Origin of the sequence: Undibacterium pigrum (assembly GCF_003201815.1) — a bacterium.
GTDB lineage: Bacteria > Pseudomonadota > Gammaproteobacteria > Burkholderiales > Burkholderiaceae_D > Undibacterium > Undibacterium pigrum.
On sequence record NZ_QJKB01000008.1, the window covers coordinates 101,818 to 119,729 of the forward strand.

At 52.0% G+C, this 17,912-nt stretch carries 16 protein-coding genes; 15 read left to right on the plus strand and 1 reads right to left on the minus strand.

Translation table 11 applies throughout. From position 1 onward, the window contains the following. The first annotated feature begins 69 nt into the window (after nt 1-69). From gyrA to DFR42_RS20970, 13 genes are all read left to right on the plus strand, one after another. Nucleotides 70-2,745, plus strand: coding sequence for a DNA gyrase subunit A (gene gyrA / locus DFR42_RS20910; protein ID WP_110256986.1), 2,676 nt, complete (start codon nt 70-72; stop codon nt 2,743-2,745). Nucleotides 2,746-2,751: 6 nt separating this feature from the next. Continuing rightward, nucleotides 2,752-3,855, plus strand: a complete 1,104-nt coding sequence (gene serC, locus DFR42_RS20915) for a 3-phosphoserine/phosphohydroxythreonine transaminase (protein WP_110256987.1) — start codon at nt 2,752-2,754, stop codon at nt 3,853-3,855. Between the two features lie 232 nt (nt 3,856-4,087). Beyond that, complete coding sequence (gene pheA / locus DFR42_RS20920) at nt 4,088-5,161, plus strand: prephenate dehydratase (protein ID WP_110256988.1); 1,074 nt, start codon at nt 4,088-4,090, stop codon at nt 5,159-5,161. Nucleotides 5,162-5,168: 7 nt separating this feature from the next. Beyond that, nucleotides 5,169-6,077 (plus strand): prephenate dehydrogenase, encoded by a 909-nt coding sequence (locus DFR42_RS20925; protein ID WP_110256989.1) that lies wholly within the window; start codon nt 5,169-5,171, stop codon nt 6,075-6,077. Nucleotides 6,078-6,128: 51 nt separating this feature from the next. Beyond that, a complete protein-coding gene (aroA, locus tag DFR42_RS20930) occupies nt 6,129-7,466 on the plus strand; it encodes a 3-phosphoshikimate 1-carboxyvinyltransferase (protein ID WP_110256990.1) in 1,338 nt (445 codons plus the stop codon). Between the two features lie 18 nt (nt 7,467-7,484). Beyond that, the gene (cmk, locus tag DFR42_RS20935) at nt 7,485-8,162 is read left to right on the plus strand and encodes a (d)CMP kinase (protein ID WP_110256991.1); all 678 of its coding nucleotides are present in this window, start codon (nt 7,485-7,487) and stop codon (nt 8,160-8,162) included. Nucleotides 8,163-8,308: 146 nt separating this feature from the next. Continuing rightward, nucleotides 8,309-10,012 carry a 30S ribosomal protein S1 gene (gene rpsA / locus DFR42_RS20940; protein WP_110257122.1) on the plus strand — a complete coding sequence of 568 codons (1,704 nt, stop codon included), beginning with the start codon at nt 8,309-8,311 and terminating at the stop codon, nt 10,010-10,012. Between the two features lie 23 nt (nt 10,013-10,035). Then, nucleotides 10,036-10,341 carry an integration host factor subunit beta gene (locus DFR42_RS20945; RefSeq protein ID WP_110256992.1) on the plus strand — a complete coding sequence of 102 codons (306 nt, stop codon included), beginning with the start codon at nt 10,036-10,038 and terminating at the stop codon, nt 10,339-10,341. A 167-nt stretch (nt 10,342-10,508) separates the two neighbouring features. Continuing rightward, nucleotides 10,509-10,823 (plus strand): LapA family protein, encoded by a 315-nt coding sequence (locus DFR42_RS20950; protein WP_110256993.1) that lies wholly within the window; start codon nt 10,509-10,511, stop codon nt 10,821-10,823. A 23-nt stretch (nt 10,824-10,846) separates the two neighbouring features. Continuing rightward, entirely contained in the window at nt 10,847-12,022 is a 1,176-nt protein-coding gene (lapB, locus tag DFR42_RS20955) for a lipopolysaccharide assembly protein LapB (protein WP_110256994.1), read from the plus strand. Between the two features lie 155 nt (nt 12,023-12,177). Continuing rightward, on the plus strand, nt 12,178-13,551 hold the full coding sequence (locus tag DFR42_RS20960; protein WP_110257123.1) for a UDP-glucose dehydrogenase family protein: 1,374 nt from the start codon (nt 12,178-12,180) through the stop codon (nt 13,549-13,551). A gap of 8 nt (nt 13,552-13,559) precedes the next feature. Beyond that, the gene (rfaE1, locus tag DFR42_RS20965) at nt 13,560-14,510 is read left to right on the plus strand and encodes a D-glycero-beta-D-manno-heptose-7-phosphate kinase (RefSeq protein ID WP_110256995.1); all 951 of its coding nucleotides are present in this window, start codon (nt 13,560-13,562) and stop codon (nt 14,508-14,510) included. Nucleotides 14,511-14,589: 79 nt separating this feature from the next. Continuing rightward, nucleotides 14,590-15,183, plus strand: a complete 594-nt coding sequence (locus DFR42_RS20970; RefSeq protein WP_110256996.1) for a phospholipase D family nuclease — start codon at nt 14,590-14,592, stop codon at nt 15,181-15,183. A gap of 23 nt (nt 15,184-15,206) precedes the next feature. Here DFR42_RS20970 and DFR42_RS20975 read toward each other — a convergent pair whose 3' ends face one another. After that, complete coding sequence (locus tag DFR42_RS20975) at nt 15,207-16,010, minus strand: DODA-type extradiol aromatic ring-opening family dioxygenase (RefSeq protein ID WP_110256997.1); 804 nt, start codon at nt 16,008-16,010, stop codon at nt 15,207-15,209. Between the two features lie 155 nt (nt 16,011-16,165). Between DFR42_RS20975 and DFR42_RS20980 the strand changes: the two genes are divergently transcribed. Together DFR42_RS20980 and DFR42_RS20985 are read left to right on the plus strand one after the other, a co-directional pair. Continuing rightward, nucleotides 16,166-17,050: a LysR family transcriptional regulator gene (locus DFR42_RS20980; protein WP_110256998.1), complete on the plus strand. Its 885-nt coding sequence runs from the start codon at nt 16,166-16,168 to the stop codon at nt 17,048-17,050. A gap of 149 nt (nt 17,051-17,199) precedes the next feature. Continuing rightward, on the plus strand, nt 17,200-17,670 hold the full coding sequence (locus DFR42_RS20985; RefSeq protein WP_110256999.1) for a ComEA family DNA-binding protein: 471 nt from the start codon (nt 17,200-17,202) through the stop codon (nt 17,668-17,670). Nucleotides 17,671-17,912 lie beyond the last annotated feature (242 nt).

A 17,912-nucleotide genomic window follows, 5' to 3' on the forward strand; every position in this document is an offset into this window, starting at 1 on the left:
AATAAGATGTCATTAAGGACGACAGTAAAGACGTTATTAATTAACCAAGCTCTAATTCGCCGGCCGCCAATGGATCAATTCGCAAAAGAAACACTCCCGATTTCCCTTGAAGAAGAAATGCGCAAAAGCTATCTCGATTACGCGATGAGCGTTATCGTAGGTCGCGCTTTGCCGGATGTGCGTGATGGCTTAAAGCCTGTGCATCGTCGCGTACTGTTCGCGATGCACGAAATGAACAATGTCTATAACCGCCCCTTCGTCAAATGTGCGCGTGTGGTGGGTGAAGTCATGGGTAAGTACCATCCCCATGGCGATGCCTCCATTTACGACACGCTGGTGCGTATGGCACAAGACTTTTCCCTGCGTTATACCCTGGTTGATGGCCAGGGTAACTTCGGTTCCATCGACGGCGACAATGCTGCGGCGATGCGTTACACCGAGTGCCGTCTGGACAAGATCGCCAATGAAATTCTGGCCGATATCGAAAAAGAAACTGTCGATTTCGTCCCCAACTATGATGGTAAAGAGAAAGAGCCTTCGGTTCTGCCTACCCGTATCCCGAATCTGCTGATCAATGGCGCATCCGGTATTGCGGTGGGTATGGCGACGAATATCCCGCCACACAATATTACCGAGATCATCAACGGTGCCCTGCATGTCTTGCGCAATAGTGATTGCACGATCGATGAACTGATCGAGATCATCCCCGCGCCTGACTTTCCTACCGGCGGCATTATCTATGGCGTGTCTGGTGTACGCGATGGCTATCGCACTGGCCGTGGCCGTGTGGTCATGCGTGCCAAGACCCACTTTGAAGAGTTTGGCAAAGACAGCCGTACTGCACTTATCGTTGATGAGCTGCCATACCAGGTCAATAAAAAATCCCTGCTGGAACGTATCGCTGAACTGGTACGTGACAAAAAGCTCGATGGTATTTCTGATATCCGCGATGAATCCGATAAATCGGGTATGCGCGTGGTTATTGAGCTCAAGCGAGGCGAAGTGCCTGACGTAGTACTGAATAATCTGTACAAGCAAACACAGTTGCAAGATACCTTCGGCATGAACATGGTGGCGCTGGTGAATGGCCAGCCAAAACTGCTGAACCTGAAGGAAATGCTGTCCTGCTTCCTGTCACACCGCCGTGAGGTAGTGACACGCCGTACCCTGTTTGAACTGCGCAAGGCGCGTGAACGCGGTCATGTGCTGGAAGGTCTGGCTGTTGCGCTGGCAAATATTGATGACTTTATCGCCATCATCCGCGCTGCGCCTACGCCACCGATTGCGAAACAGGAATTGATGACACGTGCCTGGGATAGTTCCATGGTGCGCGAGATGCTGGTACGTACTGCGGCTGACAATTCTGGTGGTATTGATTCTTTCCGCCCGGAGAATTTGCCTAAACACTACGGCATACAGCCTGATGGCCTGTATAAATTGTCTGACGACCAGGCACAAGAAATCCTGCAAATGCGTTTGCAACGCCTGACCGGTCTGGAACAAGACAAGATCGTCAATGAATACAAAGACGTCATGGCAGAAATCGCCGATTTGCTGGACATCCTGTCCAAGCCAGAACGCGTCACCGTCATCATCACAGATGAACTGACCCTGGCCCGCAATGAATACGGCGAAGGCAATAAAGACGTACGCCGTTCAGAAATCACCCATAACGCCACTGACCTGGGCACAGAAGACCTGATCACGCCGCAAGACATGGTCGTGACACTGTCGCACACTGGCTATATGAAGTCGCAACCTTTGTCTGAATACCGTGCGCAAAAACGCGGTGGCCGTGGCAAGCAGGCGACAGCGACCAAGGATGATGACTGGATCGAGCAACTCTTCGTGGCCAATACCCATGATTACATCCTGTGCTTCAGTAACCGTGGCCGCATGTACTGGCTGAAAGTATGGGAAGTGCCACAAGGTTCGCGTACTTCACGCGGCAAGCCTATCGTGAACATGTTCCCATTGCAGGACGGTGAAAAAATCACTGTCATCCTGCCTTTGTCTGGTGATAACCGTACTTTCCCTGAAGACCATTATGTCTTCATGTCCACCAGCCTGGGCACGGTCAAGAAAACACCTTTGACTGACTTCAGCAACCCACGTAAAGCCGGCATTATCGCGGTCGACCTGGATGAAGGCGATTTCCTCATCGGCGCGGCACTGACTGATGGCAAGCATGATGTCATGCTGTTCTCTGATTCTGGCAAGGCAGTGCGCTTTGATGAAAATGATGTACGTCCTATGGGCCGTACAGCCCGTGGCGTACGTGGTATGAACCTCGATGAAGGTCAGCAGGTTATTGCCTTGCTGGTGGCTGAAAATGAACAGCAATCTGTTCTGACAGCGACTGAAAACGGCTACGGCAAACGTACCCCTATCACTGAGTACACCCGTCATGGCCGTGGCACCAAGGGCATGATCGCGATCCAGACTTCCGAGCGTAATGGCAAGGTGGTGGCTGCAACACTGGTTGAGACAACGGATGAAATCATGTTGATCACTACCGGCGGCATCCTGATACGTACCCGCGTTTCTGAAATCCGTGAAATGGGCCGCGCAACCCAGGGTGTGACCCTGATTGCGGTGGAAGACGGCACCAAGCTGTCTGGCCTGCAACGTATTGTTGAGACAGATGCGGACGTAGATGCAGCTCTGGACGCTGGCGGTGCTGATGCTGATACTGGCGCAAATGAAGCAGAAGGCAGCGCACCAGAAGCCGACGCAGCGGAGTAAGCCAACATGACGACGATCTACAATTTCTCTGCAGGCCCGGCAGTATTGCCGAAAGAGGTATTGCAGCAAGCCGCTGCCGAAATGCTGGACTGGCATGGCAGTGGCATGTCCGTCATGGAAATGAGCCACCGTGGGCCAGAGTTCATGTCCATCCTCGCTGCTGCGCAAAGCGATTTGCGCGAGCTGCTGGCGGTGCCGGACAATTATAAAATTCTGTTCCTGCAAGGCGGTGGCCTGGGCGAAAACGCCATCGTCCCCATGAATCTAATGGGGCGCAAGCCGCAGCCCGCAACGGCAGATTTTGTGCATACCGGTTCCTGGACGGGCAAGTCCATCAAGGAAGCAAAAAAATACGGTAAGGTGAATATCGCAGCAAGTGGCGAGGCTGGTGGCTATACCTGCGTGCCTGCACGTGATAGCTGGAAGCTGACACCAGATGCCGCCTATGTGCATCTGTGTACCAATGAAACCATCGATGGTGTTGAATACCAGTTCGCGCCCGACGTGGCGTCAGAAACAGGCGGTGCGCCCATCGTTGCTGACATGTCTTCGCACATTTTGTCGCGCGTGATTGATGTCTCCAGATACGGCGTTATCTTTGGCGGTGCGCAAAAGAATATTGGCCCGGCAGGTCTGACCATTGTCATCGTGCGTGAAGATTTGCTCGGCCATGCCTTGCCCATCTGCCCGTCAGCCTTTGACTGGAAAATCGTTGCCGACAATGATTCCATGTACAACACCCCGCCAACCTATGCGATTTATATCGCGGGCCTGGTGTTCCAGTGGCTCAAGCAGCAGGGCGGTGTGGCGGCGATGGAGCAAAAGAATATTGCCAAATCCAGCCTGCTGTATGACTACCTGGATTCCACAGATTTTTATGAAAACCGGGTGGAAAAAGGCAGCCGTTCACGCATGAATGTGCCTTTTTACCTGAAAGATGAAAACCTGAATGCGGCATTCCTGGCAGAAGCCAAGGCAAATGGCCTGTTGCAATTGAAAGGCCATAAATCAGTAGGCGGCATGCGTGCCTCGATTTATAACGCCATGCCTATAGAAGGCGTGCAGGCTTTGGTCAGTTTTATGCAGGATTTCGCCAAAAGAAATTCGTAAGCCCTGGGCTTAAATACATTTGGCGTCTGTTTTGCTTACTCTATAGACAGACGCCGTTAGCATTATTTTCATCATCAGCCCTTTCTGAGCATGGTACTCACCATCACCTGGAAACCGTGGCGCTGATGAACCAGGTCAAAAGCCCGGCGAAAAAAGCATATCCGGCATTGCAGTCATGCGCTACAGTATTGCTGCCTGCCCACACCCTATCAAACACGGTTTTTAGGTCATTATGAGCGACAATAAATTACTCCCCCTTCGCATCAAGATTGATGCCATCGATGCACAAATCCTGGATTTGCTGAACCAGCGCGCCCGCGTGGCTGAAGAAGTTGGTCATGTCAAGGCAGAGACCAATGCTCCAGTGTTTCGCCCAGAGCGCGAAGCCCAAGTCTTGCGCGGCGTGGCTGAGCGCAATCCTGGCCCCTTGCTGAGCGATGATATACAACTGATCTTCCGCGAAATCATGTCGGCCTGCCGTGCGCTGGAGCGCCGCGTGGTGGTGGCTTTCCTGGGCCCTGTCGGCACCTTCAGTGAGCAGGCAGTCTACAAGCAGTTTGGCCATGCCATCCAGCCTTTGCCCTGCGTATCTATTGATGAAGTTTTTCGTGCGACTGAAGCAGGTACGGCAGATTTTGGTGTTGTGCCTATCGAGAACTCATCAGAAGGTGCGATCAACCGTACCCTTGATTTGCTCTTGCAAACCAGCCTGGCCATCAGTGGTGAGCTGGCGATACCTGTACAGCATAGCCTGATGAGCAAGTCTGGCAATATGGAAGGCGTCAGCCGCATCTGTGCCCATTCGCAAGCTTTGGCGCAATGCCAGGCCTGGTTGAACCAGCATTTCCCGCATGTGGAAAGACATGCCGTGGCATCGAATGCCGAAGCAGCACGCATGGCCAGTGGTGATTACACCGTGGCGGCGATAGCCAGTGAAATTGCCGGTCACCAGTACAATCTGGGCATCGTCTCTGCCCATATCCAGGATGACCCGCATAACCGCACCCGTTTTGCCGTCATTGGCCGCCTGCATACCACGCCTAGTGGCAAGGACCAAACTTCCATCGTGCTGGCGACGCCGAACAAGGCGGGTGCAGTTTATAACCTGCTGGCTCCGCTGGAAAAGCATGGCGTCTCGATGACTCGCTTTGAGTCGCGTCCTGCACGTACCGGCAATTGGGAATATTATTTCTATGTAGACGTAGAAGGCCATGTCATGGATGCCAAGGTGGCAGCTGCCATGGCCGAGCTCAATGACAAGGCAGCCTTCTTCAAGGTGCTGGGTTCTTACCCTTGTACAGTGTGAGTGCCTGATGCAAAAAGCTTTTCAACGCATAGCGATTTTTGGCGTAGGTCTGATAGGTGGTTCATTTGCCCTGGCTTTGAAAAAAGCAGGGGCAGTTGAGCAGATAGTCGGGGTAGGGCGCAGTCAGGCTTCGCTGGAAAAAGCGCAGCAACTTGGCATCATTGATGAAATAGCCCTGAATGCCGAACAGGCATTGTGCAACTGTGATTTGGTTCTGATAGCCGCGCCAGTGGCACAAACCGGCGCGATATTGAAGGCGATTTATCCTCATTTGCAGCCGGGCACCATAGTCACCGATGCAGGCAGTACCAAAGCCGATGTGGTTGCCGCTGCACGCGAGAGCCTGGGCGAAAAGATCGCGCAATTTGTACCGGCACATCCTATCGCCGGGCGCGAATTGAACGGGCCTGAGGCAGCACTGGTGGATTTGTATGTCGGCAAAAAAGCCGTCATCACCCGCCTGCCAGAAAATAGCGATGCTGACGTGACCAGGGTGGCATGGGCCTGGCAGCAATGCGGTGCCATCATTCATCATCTGGAACCTGCTGCGCATGATGCTGTATTTGCCGCAGTCAGCCATTTGCCGCATTTGCTGGCCTATGCCCTGGTCGATGATATCGCCCGCAAGCCTCATGCGGATACCTTGTTCCAATATGCTGCCAGCGGCTTCCGCGACTTTACCCGTATTGCCGGTTCGTCACCCGAAATGTGGCGCGACATCAGCCTGGCGAACCGGGCTGCGATGTTGCAGGAACTGGATTCGTATACTGCCCGCCTGTCCATCCTGCGGCAGCATCTGGTGGATGCAGATAGTGAAGGCATAGAAGGTATTTACGCCAATGCACAGCGTGCGCGCCATAACTGGATCAGCGCGATTGAGGCAGCCGAGAAACAGCAGCGTGAAGGTGGGGATTGACAGGGCTTGTTGCTCTTCTCTACATCGACAAACTCAAGATTGAATAAGACCATGACACAAGCAAGCAAACATTATCCGCATTACCTTGATCTGCAACCTGTGACGCAGGTGCAGGGCACGGTCAAATTGCCTGGCTCCAAAAGCATTTCCAACCGTACTCTTTTGCTGGCGGCTCTGGCGGAAGGCAAGACCCAGATCATGGATTTGCTGGCATCTGATGACACCCTGGTCATGCTGAACGCCCTGACGCAGTTGGGCGTGCACTGGGAGCAAGATGGCGATAGCCAGAATTACACGGTAGAGGGTGTCAAGGGTCATTTCCCCAAACACCAGGCTGATCTGTTCATGGGCAATGCCGGTACTGCGATACGCCCGCTGGTCGGTGCCTTGGCAGTATTGGGTGGTGACTATACCATCCACGGCGTGCACCGCATGCATGAACGTCCTATCGGCGACCTAGTTGATGCACTGAATGAAGCCGGTGCGCAGATAGAATATACCGGCAACCCCGGCTACCCGCCTTTACATATACGCCGTGGCCATATTCATGCCCAGCGTTTGCAAGTGAAGGGTAATGTCTCCAGCCAGTTTCTGACCGCCTTGCTGATGGCGGCACCTTTGATGGCGCGTGAGCATGATGTGACGATAGAGGTAGTAGGTGAGCTGATCTCCAAGCCTTATATAGAAATCACCCTGAACCTCATGCAAAAATTTGGCGTGACGGTAGAGCGTGATGGCTGGCAGGCATTCACAGTCACCAAGGGACAGCATTATGTGTCGCCAGGTGTCATTCACGTCGAAGGCGATGCTTCTTCTGCATCCTATTTCCTGGCAGCGGGTGCCATTGCTGGCGGCCCTATCCGTGTAGAAGGTGTAGGCAAGTCCAGTATACAGGGCGATGTGCGCTTTGCCGAGGCGCTGGAAAAAATGGGCGCAACCATTACCCGTGGCGATAACTGGATAGAAGCCACGTCGAATGGCGTCTTGCAGGCCATAGATATGGACTTCAACCATATCCCCGATGCTGCCATGACAATCGCGGTAGCTGCGTTGTATGCGAATGGCACTACGACGCTGCGCAATATTGCCAGCTGGCGCGTCAAGGAAACTGACCGTTTGTCTGCCATGGCAACAGAATTGCGCAAGCTGGGTGCGATAGTGGAAGAGGGCGCAGACTATATGACGGTGACGCCGCCTGAGCATATCCTGCCAGCGACCATCGATACCTACGACGATCACCGCATGGCCATGTGCTTCTCTTTGGCCAGTCTCGATGGTCGTGCCCGCAGAGGTGCTACTATGCGCATCAATGATCCAAAATGCGTGGCCAAGACTTTCCCTGATTATTTTGAAGTCTTTGCCAAGATTAATCACCAAGATTTGTTTTAAAGGTTTCTATAGTTATCTATGACTGTACCTAGTCCTGTTATCACGATAGACGGCCCTACCGCATCCGGTAAGGGTACGGTGGCACACAGGGTGGCCAAACATCTGGGTTTTCACTACCTGGATTCTGGTGCCCTGTACCGCCTGACTGCCCTGATGGCTACCCTCCATGGCATCGCGCTTGAAGATGAAACTGCCATTGCCAGCATGGCAAGAACTCTGCCTTGCCGTTTTGTTCACGGCCATGTGTTTCTTGAAGATGCCGATGTCACCGACGCTGTAAGGGCAGAAGAAGTCGGCGTGGCCGCTTCACGTATTGCTGTTTTACCAGCAGTACGCCAGGCCCTGGTGGATTTGCAGGTGGCTTTTCGCTATACGCCTGGCCTCGTGGCTGACGGGCGTGACATGGGAACGGTCATCTTTCCCGATGCCAGCTTAAAAGTTTTCTTAACAGCAAGTGCTGAGGCGCGCGCAAGCCGTCGATATAAGCAATTGATTGAAAAGGGAATTTCTGCTAATATGGAAAACTTGGTAAAAGATTTGATGGAACGTGATGCGAGAGATAGTGCCCGCAGCACAGCGCCACTCAAGCCCGCGCCAGACGCGATCATCCTGGATACATCTGAATTAACTGCTGAAGAAGCAGTCAATAAAGTCCTGGTCTGGTATGCGCAAACACAGGCAAACAACACTATATAGGTAGTAAATATCTGGTGAAGTTTGCAGGTGTCGTTTCAAGTGCCTTTATTGACGCAAGGTTAATAAAGGGATGTTCAACCTAACCCGGTAAATAGTGTCTTTTGCACCGTTCCGGCTAACTTGTAAATACTATGTCTACTGTTTTCATGTCCCAAGATTTCGCAACCGGTGCAGATAGCTTCGCAGCTTTGTTCGAAGAATCCCTGTCACGTCAGGATATGCGTTCCGGTGAAGTGATTTCTGCTGAAGTCGTCCGTATCGACCACAACTTCGTGATCGTTAACGCTGGCTTGAAGTCTGAAGCCTTTATCCCTGTTGAAGAATTCAAAAACGACCAGGGCGACCTGGAAGTTAATATCGGCGATTTCGTTTCCGTAGCGATTGATTCGCTGGAAAATGGTTTCGGCGACACAATTTTGTCCCGTGACAAAGCTAAACGTCTGGCCTCCTGGCTCGCGCTGGAAAAAGCGCTGGAGTCTGGCGAGATCGTTACTGGTACAGTAAATGGCAAAGTCAAAGGTGGTCTGACTGTTCTGACGAACGGCATCCGCGCTTTCTTGCCAGGTTCTTTGGTTGATACACGCCCAGTTAAGGATACAACTCCTTACGAAGGCAAAACCATGGAATTCAAAGTGATCAAGCTCGACCGCAAGCGTAACAACGTTGTGCTGTCCCGTCGCGCTGTTGTTGAAGCGTCCATGGGCGAAGAGCGTCAAAAACTGATGGAAACCCTGAAAGAAGGCACAGTGGTTACTGGTGTTGTTAAAAACATCACTGACTACGGCGCGTTCGTTGATCTGGGTGGCATCGATGGCTTGTTGCACATCACCGACCTGGCATGGCGTCGTGTACGTCACCCTTCCGAGGTGTTGACAGTTGGTCAGGAAATCACTGCAAAAGTATTGAAATTCGACCAAGAGAAAAACCGTGTTTCCCTGGGCGTAAAACAATTGGGCGACGACCCATGGACAGGTTTGTCCCGTCGTTACCCAGCGAACACACGTCTGTTCGGTAAAGTAACGAACCTGACCGACTACGGCGCGTTCGTTGAAGTCGAGCAAGGTATCGAAGGTCTGGTTCACGTTTCCGAAATGGACTGGACTAACAAAAACGTTGCTCCAAATAAAGTTGTTCAATTGGGCGACGAAGTTGAAGTCATGGTTCTGGAAATCGACGAAGAACGTCGTCGTATCAGCCTGGGCATGAAACAGTGCAAAGCCAATCCTTGGGATGATTTCGCGATCAACCACAAGAAAGGTGACAAAGTTCGCGGCGCGATCAAGTCCATCACTGATTTCGGCGTATTTATCGGTTTGTCTGGCAACATCGACGGTCTGGTACATTTGTCTGATCTGTCCTGGAATGAAACAGGCGAAGAAGCAGTACGTCGCTTCAAGAAAGGTGACGAACTGGAAGCCATCGTTCTGGCAATCGACGTTGAGCGTGAGCGCGTTTCCCTGGGCGTTAAGCAACTGGAAGGCGACCCATTCAATAACTACTGCGCAATGAACGACAAAGGTGCAGTTGTTACTGGTACAGTTAAATCCGTTGAAGCCAAAGGCGCAGTAATCCAGTTGGCAGACGACGTTGAAGGCTACCTGCGTGCATCCGAAATCTCCCGCGACCGCGTGGAAGATGCTGGTACACACCTGAAAGTCGGCGACACAGTTGAAGCCCTGGTATTGAACATCGACCGCAAAGCTCGTGGTATCCAATTGTCTATCAAAGCTAAAGATAGCGTTGAAACACAAGAAGCTATGCAAAAAATGTCCACTACTGATTCCAACGCAGCATCCGGCACAACCAGCCTGGGCGCTTTGTTGAAAGCCAAGCTCGACAATAAAAACTAAGCTTAAGTCATAAGGTTTTTACTATGACTAAGTCGGAGCTGATAGCTCGTCTGGCAGAGCGATATCCGCAACTGGTAGCTAAGGATGTGGATATCGCTGTTAAAACCATACTGGATGCAATGTCGGATGCCCTGGCAACAGGGCAACGCATAGAAATCCGCGGTTTTGGCAGCTTTGCACTGAACAGTCGTCCACCACGGATAGGTCGTAACCCTAAGTCCGGTGACAAGGTGATGGTCCCTGAAAAACGGGTGCCTCACTTCAAACCAGGCAAGGAGTTGCGCGAACGTGTAGATGCCATGGTGGGGCAACCGATACACGATGACTAAGTCAGGCTGACTGGTCATTGCGCTCGGATTAGTAAGCTTATTAGATGACGCAAAGATAAAAACGGCATATCGGTTTTCCGATATGCCGTTTTTTTTCAGTACAATGCTCTTTTCGGGGAAAATTGCTTCATTGACGATTTTTCCGCTTATCCATCAAGGATGCATACATGAAATATATTTCAAGATTGTTCGCCATTGTGCTGTTTATCTTGTTCTTTGGCTTTGCCTTGAAAAACGATCAGATAGTCACCTTGCAATATTTTTGGGGCTATCAACAGTCTGCGCCGCTGGTCATCATGTTGCTGGCTTTTTTTGCGGGTGGTGCTACGCTGGGCGCACTGGCCATGGTGCCTATGGTATTTCGCCACAGACGCGACTTGCACAAGCATAAAAAGACGCTGGCAGAAATTGAAAAAGAACGTGAAGCAGCGCAAAGGGCAAGCACACAAGCCCCTCAGCCTGATAGCATTCGCAATACCTGAAAACACAATAAGAAAAAACGCACATGGAATTTGAAATCTGGTGGTTACTCGGTATCCCCTTATTCTTTACCCTGGGTTGGGCTGCTGCGCGCATAGATATACGCCAGTTGATCTCGGAATCCCGCAGCCTGCCGCGGGGTTATTTCAAGGGCCTGAACTTCCTGCTCAATGACGAGCCGGACAAGGCGATTGATGCCTTCATCGATATCGTCAGGCTCGATCCTGAAGCGGTCGATTTGCATTTCGCCCTCGGCAATCTGTTCCGCCGCCGTGGCGAGACTGAACGCGCCATTCGTGTCCATCAAAACCTGCTGGCCAGGCCAGATCTGCCTACCGAGCAAAAAACCCAGGCCATGTATGAGCTGGGCCAGGATTACCTGAAGGCGGGTTTGCTTGACCGCGCCGAAGAAACCTATAACCTGCTCGTCAACAGCCCGTTTGAAGCCCAGGCCCGACGTGCCTTGCTGGAAATTTACCAGCGTGAAAAAGAATGGGCGCGCGCTATTGAAGCCGCCAATGCCTTGCAGGAATGTGGTGCTGGTGGCCGTCAAAAAGAAATCGCCCAGTTTTACTGTGAAATTGCCCAGGATGAGCTGGTGCATACCAATACGGCTGCTGCTTTGTCCAACCTGGAAAAGGCACTGGCAGCTGACCGTAATAACGTACGCGCCATCATCCTCATGGGTGATATGTATATGGCCAATGGCGATACTGAGATAGCCTTGTCCACATGGCGCAGGGTAGAGCAGCAAAGCGTGCCTCATGTGGCGCTGGTAGCACAACGCCTCATGGACGCCTACCGCAAGCTCGACAAGCCGCAGGAAGGCTTGAATCTGCTAAAGAATTATCTGGCTGACGCACCCTCCATCGATTTGCTGGAAGTTGCTTTCAAGGCTACCCTGGAGCTGGAGGGCATAGAGGCCGTCAATAGCCTGGTCAGCGAAGAATTGCGTCGCACGCCCACCCTGCTGGGTCTGGATAAATTGCTGGATGGCCGCATCATGGTCGTGCCACCTGAGGTCAGGCCGGAACTGGCTATCATCAAGAACCTGGTCCATGGCTATGCACAAAAACTGGCACGTTATCAGTGCTCGCATTGCGGCTTCAAGGCCAGGCAGTTTTACTGGCATTGCCCTGGTTGCAGCAAGTGGGAAACTTACCCGCCGCGCCGTACAGAAGAACTCAATGTAATGAATTAGTGATCCCTATTCCTTATTCCAATAAGGGTAGTGCATGCACTGAATATGCATTGAGCTTTAAAGAATCTTGAATAAGGCCTGTGATCTGAAACTCTATGTGGATGACTAGATATTTGGATGCACAGAATGACTTATTTTTATATGGTGATCAAAAAATGAAAATCACAATTATTGGTACAGGTTATGTCGGTCTGGTTACAGGTGCCTGCCTGGCTGAATTAGGTAATGATGTTTTTTGCCTCGACGTCGATCAGCGCAAGATTGATATCCTCAATAATGGCGGCATCCCCATCCATGAACCAGGCCTGGAAGAAATCGTCGCGCGCAATCGCGCAGCGGGCCGCATACAGTTTTCTACCGATGTCGAAGCCAGCGTCAAGCATGGCGACGTGCAGTTCATTGCTGTCGGCACACCGCCAGATGAAGATGGCTCCGCAGACTTGCAGTATGTCGTGGCGGCAGCAAAAAACATAGGCAAGTACATGACGAACTTCAAGGTCGTCGTTGATAAGTCTACCGTGCCGGTTGGTACGGCTGACCGTGTCAGCGCGGCCATCGCTGCTGAATTGGCGGCACGTTCGGTGACAGCAGAATTCTCTGTGGTTTCCAATCCAGAATTCTTGAAAGAAGGCGCAGCGGTAGAAGACTTTATGCGCCCTGACCGCATCGTCATCGGTTGCGACCAGACACCGCAAGGAGAAAAAGCGCGTAGCCAGATGAAGAAGCTGTATGCGCCTTTCAACCGCAACCACGAGCGTACTTACTGGATGGATGTACGCTCGGCAGAGTTCACCAAATATGCGGCGAATGCCATGCTGGCGACCCGCATCTCTTTCATGAATGAACTGGCGAATCTGGCTGATCATGTCGGTGCGGATATTGAAGCTGTGCGTCACGGCATAGGCTCTGACCCACGCATAGGCCACAGCTTTTTGTATGCCGGTTGTGGCTATGGTGGCTCGTGCTTCCCCAAAGATGTACAGGCGCTGGAGCGTACTGCGCAAGACTATGGTTTGAATCTCCTGATCCTGCAGGCTGTGGAAGCGGTCAATGCGCGGCAAAAACAGGTACTCGGCAAGAAGATACAGCAGCGCTTTGGTGAAAACCTCAGTGGCCGTCATTTTGCCATCTGGGGCCTGGCATTCAAACCAAATACCGATGATATGCGTGCAGCGTCATCCCGCGTTTTGCTGGGCGAATTATTGCGCGCAGGTGCGACGGTGGCGGTGTATGACCCGGTTTCCATGCAGGAAGCCAAGCGCGTATTTGAACTGGATTTCTATGATGCCCCAGAATTGCTGGCATCCATACGCTATGCCGCCAACCCCATGGATGCGCTGCTTGAAGCTGACGCGCTGGCGATTGTCACTGAGTGGAAGGCCTTCCGCAGCCCTGACTTTGATGAGGTCAAGGCACGCCTGAAACAACCGGTGGTGTTTGATGGCCGCAACCTGTTTGAGCCCACGGTCATGACCGAACTGGGCATTGAATACCACGGCATAGGCCGTTCCGTATTGACGAACAAATAATACAAAATATGGATGCAAAGAAAGATACAAGGAAAGACATAGCGGCGAAGCGTATCCTGGTCGCTGGCGATGTCATGCTCGACAGATACTGGTTTGGTGAGGTCAACCGCATATCACCCGAAGCCCCTGTACCCATCGTGCGCGTGGAAAAAAGTGAAGAGCGCCTTGGCGGTGCAGCCAATGTGGCGCGCAATGCCGTCGCCCTGGGCGTGCAGGCTGCGCTAATGGGTGTCATTGGTGACGATGATGCTGGCAACAGCATGGAACGTTTGCTGAAGACTTCAGGCATAGAAGCTTACCTGAGTCGTGATCAGCAAATTTCTACTATCATCAAGCTGCGTGTCATTGGCCGGCAGCAGCAATTGTTGCGTATTGATTTTGAAGAGCGCCCGACGGAACATGTCTTGCGCGACAAACTGAATCGCTTCAATTCCTTCCTGACTGGTTATGACGTGGTTGTCTTGTCCGACTATGCCAAGGGCAGCCTGGTGAATGTCAGTGCCATGATCGCTGCGGCCAAGGCAGCAGGCAAGATCGTGCTGGTCGACCCCAAGGGCAGTGACTTCAAACGCTATGCCGGTGCCAGCCTGCTGACACCGAATAAATCTGAATTGAAGCAAATCATAGGCGACTGGCCGAACGAAGAAGAGCTGACAACAAGGGCCCAACAATTGCGCGCAGAGTTGAACATCGAAGGCTTGCTGCTGACCCGCTCAGAAGAAGGCATGACCCTGTTCACCGCTGATGGTGTAACCCATGTACCCGCCATGGCGCGTGAAGTATTTGATGTCTCTGGTGCCGGTGATACCGTCATCGCCACCATGGCCGTCATGCTGGCGCAAGGCAAGTCCATGCAAGAGGCGGTAGTCATCGCCAACCGCGCTGGTGGCATAGTCGTAGGCAAGCTGGGTACGGCGACGGTGACGCGGGAAGAGTTGTTTCCTGAGGCTGCACAATGAGCCTGATTTGCTGACCCGCATGCCGGGTCAGTGATACGAACGAGGCGTACACTCAAACATGTAAGCTAAGGGTTTTACTATGTCTTTCTTGAGTAGCAAACGTCTCATTCTTGCAGCAAGCCTTGCTTTGCTGATCGCACCATCTTGCCATGCAGCGTCCACGGAAGATAAGCCTGCCGGGACTATCCTGGAGGCAGCGTCTGCGCAGATTGAGAACGCTTTTTCTCCCGATGCCAAAGCAGAAGAATTGGTACTCAAGGTCATCAATACATCTACCTCCAGCATCAGATTGGCGGCTTACTCATTTAGTTCGCCAACTGTAGTCAAGGCACTGCTTGATGCAAAAAAGCGTGGCGTCAATATCATGGTGCTGGTTGATTATCGTCGCAACCAGAAAAAACCTAACTGGACGGCATTGAACCGCCTCGTTGCAGCAGGCATTGCTACGCGTACCATTTCTGTGTATGCGATTCATCATGACAAGTACATCATTGCGGATGAACAAACTGTGCAGAACGGCAGCTTCAATTACACCCGCGATGCTGCAGAAGATAACAGTGAAAATGTCATCGTGTTCTGGCGTAACCCGGAGTTGGCGAAGTCATTTCTTCGCCATTGGGAAAGCCGCTGGTCGGCGGGCGTGGATTACAAAACCATGCCGGTAACAAAATAGCCGACAAGATTTCCTGAAATGCTTCAGGCAATTGCCCCAAAGCGAAAGCTCGATGCCACCACGCCGCCAAAGATGTTTTCTTCATGATAAACACAACTGGCAACTTCATCCTCTGCCGCACCCACGGCCACCATCAGTGGAAGTAAATGCTCTTCTCTTGGGTGAGCAACACGTGCTGCCGGTGCTTCTTCCCAGTTGATCAGACGGGCGACTCTTTCTGTCGTGCTGCTGGCGATCAGGCTGTCCTGCAGCCAGTCATCAAAGCTCGATGATGGTTCTTTCGCCAGCGGGCCAAAGCGACGCAGGTTATGGTAGCTGAGGCCGCTGCCTATGATGAGCACGCCCTCCGCCCGTAAAGGCGCGAGGGCGCGCCCCAAAGCCAGATGCTCTGCAGGGGCCAATCCTGCGCGCAATGATAACTGCACCACGGGCATGTCAGCATCAGGGTACATCACTGCCAGGGGCGCAAATGCACCATGGTCAAAGCCGCGTTGCGCATCAGCCAGCGCTGGCAAACCTGCACTTCTGATCAGTTCGATTACCCGTTCTGCCAGTTCATGTGAGCCTGGGGCGGAATAATGCACATGATAGGTATGTTCTGGAAAACCACCATAGTCATACAACATGCCAGGCGCGGGATTGCTCATGACACGGAAAGCATGGTCTTCCCAGTGGGCCGAGATCATCAGGATGGCCTTGGGCTTATGCGGCAGCTGTCTTGGTATGTCGACCAGTGATTCTTCCAGCACATGCATGGCTTTGCGCATGTCTTCCATATACGGCCAGGGGCCGCCACCATGGGAGATGAAATAGGTAGGCAGGTTCATATGAGTATCCTTGTTAGGCTAAGCAGCACAGAGGCTCATGGTTTTGATGATGGAGCCTGATGTAATCCATCATAATGTTTCCCAATGCGGAAATCGATGGTGGTAAAGTAATTGTATTGTTTCCAAAAGTGGAAACATTGAATAAAAGGTAGATCATGGACGAACTCGATATCAACGGTATCAGGGTGTTTCGCGAAATCGTTGAGTCTGGCAGTTTTACCGCAGCGGCTGATCGCCTGGGTATGGCTGCGCCCATGGTCAGCAAGCATATCGCCAGGCTGGAGCGCAAACTTGGGGCGCGGCTATTGAACCGCAGCAGCCGTAGCATGAGCCTGACCGAAGCAGGCAAGGACTTTTTTGCACAGGGCAGGCAGGCGCTTGATATCCTCGATGCTGCCGTTGCCTCTGTTGCTCAGGCAAGCGGGCCGCCGCGTGGCGAATTGAAAATCAGCGCACCCGTCTGGTGTGCCAACCCTGGCTTTGCCAGATTGCTGGCAGATTTCCGGCAAGACTATCCAGAAATCAGGCTGGACCTGCATCTTGATAATCATATGGTTGATCTGGTGGCTGACGGTTTTGACCTGGCCTTGCGAGCTACGGATGAGCCTTCATCTGCCCTGATCGCCAGACGTTTGTGTCAGGTGAAATTTCATCTGGTGGCGACGCCTGCATTTGTGAAAAAACTGGACGCTGGCAAAAAAGACGAACCCGTCACTACGGCCATGATTTTGCCCAACTATGTGCAACTGGAGCGATTTCATTTACCCGTGCAAACAGCATCTGCACCGCTGAAGCTGGATGCCATCATGAAGTGCGGTGACACTACGCTGAGTTATCACTGCGTGCTGGCTGACATGGGTGCTGCATTTTTACCCGAGTGGCTGGTCGACGATGATCTGGCTTCAGGCCGTTTGCAACTGGTAGCCGGTAATGAACCTGGTTTTACCGGTAATCTGTATGCCGTCTACGCCAGCCGTCGCCAGATGCCGCCCAAGTTGCGCTGTTTTATCGATTTTTTGATATCCAGGCTGGGTGATTGATCATGTTGACACTAAATTATGAAATACTTGTCAACGGAATCATGTTGGTTCCGTTGATATCCATATAGGCAGTGACAGTACTGAATTACGCTGAACTACACTGAACTATACCGCTTGGATAAATGTTCAATTATTGAGGGAGTATTCGCATGTTGAAGAAAATTATATTTGGTCTGATGGCTTTGTTGGCTGCTACTGGTTTTGCATTTGCTGATGTTGATGTCAATAAGGGTGATCAGGCTGCACTGGATGGTATCAAGGGTATAGGCCCGGCAAAATCCAAGGCCATCATAGAAGAACGCACCAAGAATGGTGCCTTCAAGGATTGGGCTGATTTTGAAAGCCGCGTCAAAGGTATAGGCGAAAAGAGTTCTGCCAAATTGTCTGCTGCTGGTTTGACGGTCAATGGCCAGGCGAAACCAGGCGCTGCAGCAAAACCGGCAGCAAGTGCAGCGAAAGCTGAAAAAGCAGAGAAAGCAGCACCAGCCGCCCCTGCCGCGTCAGCAGCATCGGCTGCATCAAAAGCTTCCGCTGCTTCTGCTGCCTCGGCCGCATCTGCAGCCTCCAAGGCTTCAGCAGCATCTGCCGCCTCCGCAGCTTCCAAGGCCAGTGCCAAGTAAATAGAATCTGCAAGATGATCTGCTGACTTATTTACATACGAAGTTGCCAACTTAGTTGCTAATGTAGTTGTTCAAGCTGGCAGATGCAAAAACCCCAGGGGTGACCCTGGGGTTTTTTATTAGCTTATTCAAATTCTGTATAAACCTGTGTGAGATATCAAATATCATGGTACAGCCCTTGATTTGTCTGGGTTTGCCAGGGTAACAGGGTATTTTTGCATCATCAAAGCGCCCTTCTGCGC

Bases quoted from the DNA above. Each gene is read 5' to 3' on its own strand.
- gyrA (WP_110256986.1), top strand. From the start codon at position 70: ATGGATCAATTCGCAAAAGAAACACTCCCGATTTCCCTTGAAGAAGAA.
- serC (WP_110256987.1), top strand. From the start codon at position 2,752: ATGACGACGATCTACAATTTCTCTGCAGGCCCGGCAGTATTGCCGAAA.
- pheA (WP_110256988.1), top strand. From the start codon at position 4,088: ATGAGCGACAATAAATTACTCCCCCTTCGCATCAAGATTGATGCCATC.
- DFR42_RS20925 (WP_110256989.1), top strand. From the start codon at position 5,169: ATGCAAAAAGCTTTTCAACGCATAGCGATTTTTGGCGTAGGTCTGATA.
- aroA (WP_110256990.1), top strand. From the start codon at position 6,129: ATGACACAAGCAAGCAAACATTATCCGCATTACCTTGATCTGCAACCT.
- cmk (WP_110256991.1), top strand. From the start codon at position 7,485: ATGACTGTACCTAGTCCTGTTATCACGATAGACGGCCCTACCGCATCC.
- rpsA (WP_110257122.1), top strand. From the start codon at position 8,309: ATGTCCCAAGATTTCGCAACCGGTGCAGATAGCTTCGCAGCTTTGTTC.
- DFR42_RS20945 (WP_110256992.1), top strand. From the start codon at position 10,036: ATGACTAAGTCGGAGCTGATAGCTCGTCTGGCAGAGCGATATCCGCAA.
- DFR42_RS20950 (WP_110256993.1), top strand. From the start codon at position 10,509: ATGAAATATATTTCAAGATTGTTCGCCATTGTGCTGTTTATCTTGTTC.
- lapB (WP_110256994.1), top strand. From the start codon at position 10,847: ATGGAATTTGAAATCTGGTGGTTACTCGGTATCCCCTTATTCTTTACC.
- DFR42_RS20960 (WP_110257123.1), top strand. From the start codon at position 12,178: ATGAAAATCACAATTATTGGTACAGGTTATGTCGGTCTGGTTACAGGT.
- rfaE1 (WP_110256995.1), top strand. From the start codon at position 13,560: ATGGATGCAAAGAAAGATACAAGGAAAGACATAGCGGCGAAGCGTATC.
- DFR42_RS20970 (WP_110256996.1), top strand. From the start codon at position 14,590: ATGTCTTTCTTGAGTAGCAAACGTCTCATTCTTGCAGCAAGCCTTGCT.
- DFR42_RS20975 (WP_110256997.1), bottom strand. From the start codon at position 16,010: ATGAACCTGCCTACCTATTTCATCTCCCATGGTGGCGGCCCCTGGCCG.
- DFR42_RS20980 (WP_110256998.1), top strand. From the start codon at position 16,166: ATGGACGAACTCGATATCAACGGTATCAGGGTGTTTCGCGAAATCGTT.
- DFR42_RS20985 (WP_110256999.1), top strand. From the start codon at position 17,200: ATGTTGAAGAAAATTATATTTGGTCTGATGGCTTTGTTGGCTGCTACT.